The organism is Bartonella sp. CL100XZDX (genome assembly GCF_042195375.1).
Taxonomy (GTDB): domain Bacteria; phylum Pseudomonadota; class Alphaproteobacteria; order Rhizobiales; family Rhizobiaceae; genus Bartonella.
This window is the reverse complement of sequence record NZ_JBHIOH010000066.1, coordinates 71549-82739: the sequence shown is the minus strand read 5'-3', so window position 1 is coordinate 82739 and position 11191 is coordinate 71549. Positions and strand designations below refer to the sequence as shown.

7 protein-coding genes are annotated in these 11191 nt (G+C 41.7%); all 7 read left to right on the top strand.

The window, feature by feature from the left end; all coding sequences use genetic code 11:
* Positions 1-141: 141 nt before the first annotated feature.
* Positions 142-2337: a primosomal protein N' gene (locus ACFILU_RS07600; protein WP_375675465.1), complete on the top strand. Its 2196-nt coding sequence runs from the start codon at positions 142-144 to the stop codon at positions 2335-2337.
* 1953 nt (positions 2338-4290) lie between these two features.
* Positions 4291-4872, top strand: coding sequence for an ATP synthase F1 subunit delta (atpH, locus tag ACFILU_RS07595; RefSeq protein ID WP_375675463.1), 582 nt, complete (start codon positions 4291-4293; stop codon positions 4870-4872).
* Positions 4872-6407, top strand: a complete 1536-nt coding sequence (gene atpA, locus ACFILU_RS07590) for a F0F1 ATP synthase subunit alpha (RefSeq protein WP_273790513.1) — start codon at positions 4872-4874, stop codon at positions 6405-6407. The genes atpH and atpA overlap by 1 nt, the downstream gene beginning before the upstream one ends.
* Before the next feature lie 20 nt (positions 6408-6427).
* Positions 6428-7339 (top strand): F0F1 ATP synthase subunit gamma, encoded by a 912-nt coding sequence (locus ACFILU_RS07585; RefSeq protein WP_375675461.1) that lies wholly within the window; start codon positions 6428-6430, stop codon positions 7337-7339.
* A gap of 19 nt (positions 7340-7358) precedes the next feature.
* A complete protein-coding gene (gene atpD / locus ACFILU_RS07580) occupies positions 7359-8984 on the top strand; it encodes a F0F1 ATP synthase subunit beta (protein WP_375675460.1) in 1626 nt (541 codons plus the stop codon).
* A 108-nt stretch (positions 8985-9092) separates the two neighbouring features.
* Complete coding sequence (gene atpC / locus ACFILU_RS07575) at positions 9093-9509, top strand: ATP synthase F1 subunit epsilon (protein WP_375675458.1); 417 nt, start codon at positions 9093-9095, stop codon at positions 9507-9509.
* 23 nt (positions 9510-9532) lie between these two features.
* Positions 9533-11161: an MFS transporter gene (locus ACFILU_RS07570; RefSeq protein WP_375675457.1), complete on the top strand. Its 1629-nt coding sequence runs from the start codon at positions 9533-9535 to the stop codon at positions 11159-11161.
* Positions 11162-11191: the final 30 nt, after the last annotated feature.

Here is an 11191-nt window from a genome sequence, read left to right as displayed (position 1 = left end):
AAAAGAATTTTTGTTAGAAAAGTATTGTGATAAGGGGGGGATTGAATCCTGCAATGAATTTTATAAGAGTGTTTAAAGATTAAGGTTTAGACCTGTTGGTGCTCAATAGGTCGTAGATTGGTTTACAAGATGAATTCAAGCATGATAGAGGAAAAGATTGTATCCGTATTGGTTCCTCTTCCTGTTGCTCACGCTTATAGTTATAAAGTTCCATCTTCTATGGAGGTGAACGTTGGCTCCTTTGTTCGGGTTCCGGTGATGGGGCGTGCGCTTTGCGGTTTTGTTGTGGATGTTGGAGAGCAGACAGCCGATGGGAAAAAGTCTGCTTCGGTGGCGCGTGAAAAATTACGCTCTCTGCTTCATGTTTTTGATTGCCCCCCATTAAAAGTAGAAATGATCACATTTTTGCGTTTTGTTAGTCGCTATACAATGGCACCTTTTGGTCTTGTCGCACGATTGGTTTTGTCGGTACCGGCTGCTTTAGAGCCGGAAGCGAAGATGCTGGGTTTGCGATATTGTGGTGGAAATGTAGAACGTCTCACACCAGCGCGGTCACGGGTTTTGGAATTGGTGCGCAGTGAGAAGATATGGACACGTTCTGGTCTTGCACATGCGGCTGGAACTTCGGTTTCTGTTGTTGAAGGTTTAAAAGCGCTAGGAATTTTTGAAGATGTTAAGGTTCCTGCTCCTGATCTTGTGGCAATGCCTGATCCTGATTTTTGTCCCCCTCAGTTGCAGGGAGCGCAAAGTGAAGCAGCAACATTATTGCGGGAAGGTGTTTTATCTTCTCAGTTTCAAGTTTTTTTGCTTGATGGTGTTACGGGTTCAGGAAAGACAGAGGTTTATTTTGAAGCGGTTTCTCAAGCTTTCAAAGAGGGCAAGCAGGTTTTAATTTTATTGCCGGAAATTGCTTTAACACAGCAGTTTTTAGATCGTTTTTATGCACGTTTTGGCGCTGCGGCAGCAGAATGGCATTCTGATTTGACGCCACGTCGTAGAGAACGCGTCTGGCGACAAGTTGCAGAAGGGCGGGTGCGTGTCGTTGCGGGGGCTCGTTCAGCACTTTTTCTTCCCTTTCATGAGCTTGGCTTGATTGTTGTCGATGAAGAGCACGATAGCGCTTATAAACAAGAAGAGCGCATTTTTTATCATGCGCGTGATATGGCTGTTGCACGGGGCTCTTTTGAGCATTTTCCTGTTATTTTATCTTCAGCCACACCGTCGATTGAAAGCCAAGCCAATGTTTTAAAAGGGCGTTATCAAAAGGTGCATTTACCTTCCCGTTTTAAAGAAGCTGCACTTCCACAGTTGCGGGTGGTTGATATGCGCCAAGGAGGGGTGCAAAAGGGGCGCTTTATTTCCTTTGCTCTTGAAAGGGCTTTAAAACAAACGCTTGATAAAGGCGAACAAGCTCTTCTTTTTCTTAATCGTCGTGGTTATGCACCTTTAACTTTATGCCGAATTTGCGGACATCGTTTTCATTGTACCGATTGTTCAAGTTGGTTGGTCGAACATCGTGCGCACGGGCAACTGAAATGTCATCATTGTGGATATCATGAACCACTTCCTCAAGCCTGTCCTGAATGTGGGACATTAGATCATCTCGTGGCTTGTGGACCGGGTGTGGAAAGAATTGCCGAAGAAACACAAATGCTTTTTCCTCAAGCGCGATCATTGATCCTTTCAACAGATCTCAAAGGAGGGATTGGGAAGTTGCGAAGCGAATTACAAGCCATTGCAAATGGCGATGTGGACATTATTATTGGAACACAGTTAGTCGCTAAAGGACATCATTTTCCCAAGCTCTCTCTGGTTGGCGTTATTGATGCTGATCTTGGTCTTGCCAATGGCGATTTACGCGCAAGTGAACGTACCTATCAGCTGCTTTCTCAAGTTACCGGAAGAGCAGGGCGTGTGGGATTGAAAAGTTTAGGATTATTGCAAACTTATCAACCAGATCATCCGGTCATCAAAGCCTTACTTGCATGCCAGCCAGAAGATTTTTACACACGTGAGATTGCAGCGCGTCAGCATTATCATTTGCCCCCCTATGGGCGGCTTGCCTCTTTGATTATCTCTGCACAACAGCGCCAAGCAGCAGAGCATTATGCGCGCGCATTGCGTCAGGCAGCGCCACGGGAAAAAAATATCTCGGTTATGGGACCAGCAGAAGCGCCTTTGGCTTTGGTTCGGGGGCGTTATCGTTTTCGGCTTTTGCTGCAAGGACAGCGTTCTTTTGATATACAAGGGTTTATACGTGCAATGCTTAGCGGTACACCCAAAATGCCCAGTTCCGTTCGGGTTCAAATTGATATTGATCCGCAAAGTTTTTTCTAAAACCAGTATCGCATAAAGTGAAGGTCTCTTTGCTTAAGGTGCTTTACTTGAACTCTTATATTATTCAGAATAAGCATCCAGGCAGCAAAATATGATACATGTACATTGCATTAAGTAGAGCCACGGGAAAAAATATCTTTGTTATAGAACCAGCAGAAGCGCCTCTCTTCTTCGAGGGCACTATCATTTCGGCTTTTACTCCTTTTTTTGTATGAGGGACAGTATTCTTTTGATAGGCGGATTCTTTTTATAAGGGCTGAAAATGCTTAGCTGTACACCCAAAATACCCAATTCTATTCGCGTTCAAATTGATATTGATCTATGCTTTTTCTAAATCAGTGCAATATAGTGTCATATAAAGTGACGCTATGTGAGCTTAATGAGGGACGTGTTTTTGATGTTATTTGACCTTAAAGCCTTATGAAGCAGCGTTCATAAGATGTATCAGCGCTGTACGAGTCGTACCTGCGTTTGTATGCTAGATTAGGGCGAGAATATTGCATATATCTATTTTATTTATCTTTGACGAGAACACGGACTCATTTTGGAGCGTGAAGGTCAAAATGAGCATTCATCGTTGTCATCCTTATTCATTCGGCTCTAGAATATTCAAAAGCGTCCATAATAATAATTTTTATAAATAATAAATATTGATTTATAGTGATAATATGCCGTTATTCATATTATAGTCTCAACTATCGTAGGATTCTCTTATTTAAAATCTATTTATATTGATCAATCAAAACCATTCGTTTGCATGTTACAGATGGGGAGCCTGTGTCGCGTAAAACTATACAAGAGAGGACCAAAATACCTAATCATCTCAAGAATTAAGGGCTGTCGTAAAATTGGGAGATGGCAAAGTGTGTGATGGTGCCGGCTTGTTCTTTCATAAGTGTAAAGATGGGGCTGCTCAATGGGGTTACCATTATAGCATTCATAGGCGTTGTCGTGAAATGGAGATTATCCATTGTTTCATGCTTTTATTACTTTCGTTCTCTAATGGGGGCACATTTTTCATGTAAAGCAGAACGCCCAAAGCGGAATATTACAGAACATCTATTGTATTACTACATTCATATGCTTGTTTAAGCAAATGTTTCTCAGCATACTCGAATTCATTTTACGATGTTTTTCGAGTGTAGAATATCAAAGCTTTCATGAATGAAAAAACCACGTTAAGGCTCCCCATCTTTATTTCATAAAGGTATAAAATGGCGCCATTTATTATTTAGCTTTGAGTATTACGAAAACTCTTGGTACTTGAGAGCGTTTATAAGAGGTGTTGTTTTCTTTAATCATTTCCTTTTTTGTTTGTGATGAAGCAAGGGAGTGATTTTGATAAAAAAATTTGAAAAGAGAGAATCTTTCGATATTTGAAGCTCATCCGGTATGAAAAATGATATATTATCATTATAAATCAATGTTTTGTATATTAAAAGAGTGTGCTTACAAGAAAATATTACTTGGTAAAATTTTTTAAAAGGAGTGGGTGTTTGAAGAAAAAAGATCAATTTTTTCTTTAATTTTTAGGAGGATATTCATTGTTTTTTCTTTCTTATCAGTTTGAAATAATAGACTTTTTCAGTCGACGTCGTCTTTCGTTAAAGGTTTTGTGGTGATAAAGGGAATGTTTTGTTATGGTGACAAGAGCGTTTGAAGAAAAATCAAAGAGAGTGAAAAAATCGCTCAGAGAATGTCAAAAAGAGGCATAAAAAAACTGTGATGCCATCCTGTATATCTAAAAAAATGCTTTTCAAAAATATTTTGAATATTTTATTAAAATTTTTGAAAAGCAGCGATTTGTGGTGTTGCGAGTCGGCTATGTCTATGCTAGAAACCAAGTGATTTTTGTTCTAGGTTTTAAGAAGAAGATTCTTAAGATTGAGAATGTCTGTTTCATTTCATCTGATAACTATCAGAGAGTCGCTCAAGGGAAAGAGGCGGTATTTCGTGTCGGATTCATTTTCTCTCATACCGCTGCCGTTGGTAGATCAACGCTATGCGCAAGCGCTTTTTGATTGCGTTCAAGAAGCCGGAAACGTCGAAAAGGTTGAAAAGGCAGTAGAGGATCTTTTGCTTGTTTTGGAGAATAAGGATTTAAAATTCTTTGTGCTCAGTCCATTCTTTTCAGTTAAAGAGCAAATTAAGGTGATGCAATCTGTTTGTGTAAACATCAAATTTGCTGATAAAAACGCAGGGCAGGTCATTGGTAATTTTTTACGCGTTATTGTAATAAACCGTAGGCTTAGTGCCGTATTTGGTATTTTACATGCTTTCCAGCGTTGTGTTGCACGCGCTCGTAGGCAGGTTACTGCGCAAATTGTTTCTGCGCGCCCCTTAAGTTCTCAACAAAGACAAGAGTTGTGTGAGGCTTTGGAAGGTGTTGTTGGAGGAAAAGTCTTGCTGCACATCATTGTGGATCCAACAATTCTTGGTGGATTAATCGTTCGTGTGGGGTCGTCTCAAATTGATACGTCTCTTCTCACAAAATTGTCTTCGCTTAAGCTTGCATTGAAAAAAGAGGTCAGCTGATGGATATTAGACCATCTGAAATTTCAAAAATTCTAAAAGAGCAAATCAAAAACTTTGACCAAAAGGCTGAGGTTTCAGAAATTGGTTGGGTTCTCTCTGTGGGAGATGGTATTGCTCGCGTTTATGGTTTGGATAATGTCCAAGCAGGGGAAATGGTCGCCTTTCCAAACGGTGTGCGCGGTATGGCACTCAATTTGGAAGTTGATAATGTTGGTGTGGTCATTTTTGGCTCAGATCGTGATATTCGTGAAGGTGATTGTGTAAAGCGGTTAGGCGCTATCGTCGATGTTCCTGTGGGCCCCGCTTTGCTTGGGCGTGTGGTTGATGCGTTGGGAAACCCTATAGATGGTAAGGGGCCCATTAAAGCAACAGAGCGTCGTCGTGTCGATGTTAAGGCTCCTGGAATTATTCCGCGTCAGTCTGTCCATGAACCGATGTCGACCGGATTGAAAGCGATTGACGCACTCATCCCTATTGGACGGGGGCAGCGTGAATTGGTGATTGGTGATCGCCAAACAGGAAAAACAGCAATTTTGCTCGATACATTTTTAAACCAAAAACCTTTTCATGAAAAAGGGGCTGGACGAGAGCAAGATAAAGTTTATTGTATTTATGTGGCTATCGGTCAAAAACGTTCGACGGTGGCACAATTCGTTAAAGTTTTAGAAGAACGTGGAGCGCTGGAATATTCTATTATTGTTGCAGCGACTGCTTCTGATCCAGCACCACTGCAATTTATTGCACCTCTTGCTGGATGTGCTATGGGTGAGTATTTCCGTGATAATGGGCAACATGCTTTGATCGGTTATGATGACTTGTCAAAACAGGCGGTAGCGTATCGTCAAATGTCTCTTTTATTGCGTCGTCCTCCAGGTCGTGAAGCTTATCCGGGAGATGTTTTCTATCTGCATTCTCGTCTTTTAGAGCGGGCTGCAAAGTTGAATGCGGAAAATGGATCTGGGTCGTTGACAGCTTTGCCAGTTATTGAAACGCAAGCAAATGATGTTTCTGCCTATATTCCTACAAATGTGATTTCGATTACTGATGGACAAATTTTTCTAGAGACTAATTTGTTTTATCAAGGAATTCGTCCTGCTGTAAATGTTGGTCTTTCTGTATCGCGTGTTGGTTCTGCCGCACAAATTAAGGCGATGAAGCAAGTTGCTGGCTCGATTAAAGGTGAATTGGCGCAATATCGTGAAATGGCAGCTTTTGCGCAGTTTGGCTCTGATTTGGATGCGTCAACCCAGCGTTTGTTAAATCGGGGTGCGCGCTTGACAGAGTTGTTGAAGCAGCCGCAATTTTCTCCACTCAAAACAGAAGAACAGGTGGTGGTTATTTTCGCGGGTGTGAATGGCTATCTTGATGCTTTGGCGGTTTCTGATGTTGCGCGGTTTGAGCAGGGACTTTTGGTGCTTTTGCGTAGTGATTATCAAGATCTCTTAAAGGCAATTGCTGAGCAAAAGCAAATAACAGATGAGCTGAAAGATAAGTTGATAACTGTTCTTGATACTTATGCGAAAAATTTCTCGTGATGAATTGATGGAATGCTTGAATGGCTTCACTAAAAGATCTTAGAGACCGTATCGCTTCGGTTAAAGCAACACAAAAGATTACCAAAGCTATGCAAATGGTTGCAGCGGCAAGGTTGCATCGTGCTCAAGAGGCAGCGCAGTCTGCACGCCCTTATGCGAAGAAAATGGCTGATATTTTGACCAGTGTTGCTGCTGATGTAGATGGTGTTGATGCGCCTGCTCTTATGCGTGGTACGGGGCGCGATGATGTGCATCTTTTGGTGGTGTGTACTGCTGAGCGCGGTTTGTGTGGTGCTTTTAATGTGCAAATTGCTCGTCGTGCACGTGAACAGATTAAGGCATTGTTGGCGGCTGATAAAATAGTAAAAATTATCACTGTGGGTAAAAAGGGCGCGGATATTTTATCGCGTGATTACAAAGGCTTGATAATTGACCATATCGATTTGCATGCTGTAAAGCGAATTGGTTTTGCAGAGGCAGTGATGATTAGTCAACGGATTGTTGATTTATTCAATGAAGGCGCTTTCGATGTCTGTACGCTGTTTTATTCTGAATTTGTTTCCGTAATTAATCAGCGTCCAACAGCTTTGGATTTGATTCCAATGGTTGCTCCAAAAGCAGCTGTTGGGGCAATAGATGTTGTGGAGCAAACCGATCATAACAAAGGTTCACAATCGATTGTTTATGAATATGAACCTGATGCTGCGTCTCTTTTAGAGGCCCTTGTACCACGTAATCTTTCGGTGCAAATCTTTCGGGCTTTGCTGGAAAATGTTGCTGGTGAGATGGGCGCCAAGATGACAGCTATGGATAATGCATCGCGCAATGCGGGTGAAATGATTAGTAAATTGACGGTGGCTTATAATCGTCAACGTCAAGCACAGATTACGACAGAATTGATCGAAATTATTGCGGGCGCTGAAGCGCTTTAAATGGAGAAGGTAAGGATTGATGGTAAAAGCAGTAACCTCAAGCAAAGGAACAGAAAAAGGTGAAAAAAAGAAACCAGCTGCTCGTTCCAGCGTGAAAAAAGCCGCTTCGAAATCTCAAGTGGATGTAGAGGCTTCCTCTGTACCTGCGCGTGATGCAGCTAAAGATACACCTGTAAAAAAAGATACATCCGCAAAAAAAGAAGAGCGTGCAAAAGGCGCTGTTGGTGAAATCAAGCAGATTATTGGTGCTGTCGTTGATGTGCAATTTGAAGGTGAATTGCCAAATATTCTCAACGCTTTGGAAACAGAGAATTTAGGTAATCGCTTGGTATTAGAAGTTGCGCAGCATTTGGGTGAAAATACCGTGCGTACGATTGCTATGGATACGACTGATGGTTTGATGCGGGGCCAAAAGGTTGTGGATACAGGCACACAAATTAGCGTTCCTGTAGGAGAAGCAACGTTGGGACGTATTATGAATGTGATTGGGGAACCGGTGGATAATGTGGGACCAATCGCTTCAACCAAAACACGTTCTATTCACCAAGAGGCACCTGAATATGTTGAGCAATCGACTGTTTCGGAAATTCTCGTCACCGGTATTAAAGTCGTGGATTTGTTAGCCCCTTATTCTAAAGGGGGTAAAATTGGCTTGTTTGGTGGTGCTGGTGTTGGAAAAACCGTTCTCATTATGGAGCTTATAAACAATATTGCAAAGGCACATGGTGGCTATTCTGTATTTGCTGGTGTGGGAGAACGTACACGTGAAGGAAATGATCTTTATTATGAAATGATCGAAAGCCGCGTGAATGTGAATCCAAAAGAGAATAATGGTTCAACGGAAGGGTCAAAGTGTGCCCTTGTTTACGGGCAAATGAATGAACCACCAGGAGCACGTGCGCGTGTGGCTCTTTCAGGATTGACAATTGCAGAAAGTTTCCGTGATGAAGGACAAGATGTTCTCTTCTTTGTGGATAATATTTTCCGTTTCACGCAAGCAGGAGCTGAGGTATCTGCTCTTTTAGGGCGTATTCCTTCTGCTGTTGGGTATCAGCCTACCTTGGCAACGGATATGGGGGCGTTGCAAGAACGTATTACCAGTACAAAAACAGGCTCTATTACTTCCGTTCAGGCAATTTATGTTCCGGCAGATGACTTGACGGATCCGGCGCCTGCAGCGTCTTTTGCTCATTTGGATGCAACAACTGTGCTTTCGCGCTCTATTGCGGAAAAGGGAATTTATCCGGCGGTTGATCCGCTTGACTCTTTTTCACGTATGTTGGATCCATTGATTGTGGGGGAAGAGCATTACACAGTTGCTTGTCAAGTACAAACCATTTTACAACGTTATAGAGCGCTTCAGGATATTATTGCTATTCTTGGAATGGATGAACTTTCTGAAGATGACAAGTTGCTGGTGGGGCGGGCGCGTAAAATTGAACGTTTCCTTTCACAACCTTTCCATGTTGCGGAAGCCTTTACTGGTTCGCCGGGGAAACTCGTTCCTTTAGAAGAGACAATCAAAGGCTTTAAAGGTCTTTGTGCTGGCGATTATGATGATTTGCCAGAAGCTGCTTTTTATATGGTTGGTTCGATTGATGAAGCACTTGAAAAAGGAAAGCGTCTCATGGCAGAGGCTTCTTAGTAAGAAGCTTCTTATTCAAGAAAAAACTGTCATGGGTATTTTTCGTTAAAAAGGACGAGTCGTTGAAGAAAACAAAGAGTCCTTATATCGGGTATTGTGGAGATTTTTGTGGAAAACAATAGAGAAGAGCATTTTTTATTTGAGCTTGTATCGCCTGAAAAAATTGTGTTTTCAGAGCAGGTAGTGTCTGTTGTTCTTCCTTCAGCCTCAGGTTATTTGACAGTTATGGCGCATCATGCGCCATTGGTGGCAAGTATTGTGTTGGGTAGTGTTCGTGTTCGCACCTCTTTGGGTGAAAAATTATTTGCTGTATGCGGGGGCGTTGCAAATATTACCTTTTCGGGCTGCTCTTTATTGGTAGAGCGCGTTGTGGCTGTAGAGAATCTTTCTTTTGATGCATTAGAACAGCAGATTTTGCAGATTCAAGCGACGTTAGAAGGAGGGATAAGTGATGAGGACAATCATAAAATAGAGTCTTTTTTCCAGCATTTGTCAGCTGATGGTGCTGTATTGATAGAAGCGTAGCAGAGTATACAGGAAAAGGTGACATGAGCGGAAAAAAGAGTACGGTTGTGTCTGCTAAAAGGAGCGCAAAACCCTTTCCTCGTCCTGGTCGTGTCTTTGCGGGACCTTTGCCAAAGTGCTTTGTTTATATTTTGGCTTCTCTTATTTTGCAATGGGCTTATGGTTTAGGGGCTAATATTGTTCAGTCTAATATTGTCCATCTTACGGGTGATTTTCATGCAACTTTGGCCGAGACGACATGGCTGGTAGCGGCCTATATGGCGCCAAATGTGAGTGTAGCGATTATGTTGATCAAAATCCGCTATCAATTTGGGCTACGCGCTTTTGCTGAATTATCAATTCTTGGCTTTGTTTTGGTTTGCGTGTTGCAGCTCTTTGTTACGGATTTGCGTTCTGCATTGATTATTCGCTTTTTTGCTGGGATTGCTGCTGCTCCTTTGGCTTCGCTTGCGCTGCTTTATATGATGGAGGCTTTTGCTCCAGCAAAGAAGTTTACTATTGGTCTTAGTTTGAATTATATGAATGCGGCTTTAGCGGCACCTTTATCACGTTTGATTTCTCCTGATTTGCTGGAAAATGGTGGTTTTTCCAGTCTTTCCGCTCTGGAAATGGGGTTGGTTCTTATCAGCTTGGTCTGTATCTATACTTTGCCTCTTACTCCTGTTGTGCGTAGTAAGGTTATTCAAAAATTAGATTGGATAAGCTATGGTTTGATTGCTCTTGGTCTTGGATTAAATGCTGTGATCATGTCTGTTGGCATATTGTATTGGTGGTATGAAGCACCATGGATTGGTTGGGGGCTCGCACTTGCTATTTTATCGTTGGCTATTGCTATTATTATTGAGCTTAATAGAGAAAAACCGTTGATTGATTTGCGTTGGATTTTCAGTAAAGAAATGATCCAATCTGTTTTTATTTTATTGATCTTTCATGTTTTTTTATTGGAGCGGTCAAATTTGCCCGTAGGGTTTTTTAATCTTTTTGGTTTGCTCAATCGTGAGATGGCGCCCATGTATCTTGCGGTGACATTAGGGATTCTGTTAGGGGGGGCTGTTTGTGTCTTTTTTTTACGGGCGGGGCGTGAGGATTATTTTTATTTGTTATCTTTAGGTTGTTTGGCGTTGGGAGCTTATTTAGACAGTCATGTAAACTATTTAACGCGCCCGAAAGATATGATGTTGAGCCAAGGGTTGGTGAGTTTTAGTTATGCACTTTTTTTGCCTCCTGCTCTTTTCAAAGGATTTGTGATCGCTGGTGAGCGAGGACCGCGTTACGTTTTAAGTTTTATTGCTGTTTTTTTGTTAACGCAAGTGACAGGGGGATTGATGGGGTCGGCTTTTTTTGGCAGCCTACAGTTTTATTTTGCCCATAAGAACTTTGAGTCCTTAACACAAAATATTATTATTACTGATCCACTTATTTCTGGTGAGATGAATACTTTATTTTCGCCTTCTTATGGTATTTCTGTTCCCAATGGCTTGAGAAGTGAGCAAGGTACTTCTATGTTGATAGAGAAATTTAAGTTAACAGCAAATATTTTTGCTTATGATGACGTTTTTCGGCTTTATTTTTATATTTCAATGGTTGTATTTGTTATTTTTCTTGTCACAATGATTGTTAAGTCATGCTCTTTGCGCGCATTAGAAAAGTAGAGTAATGTCATAGAAAGAGGGGTGCAAAAA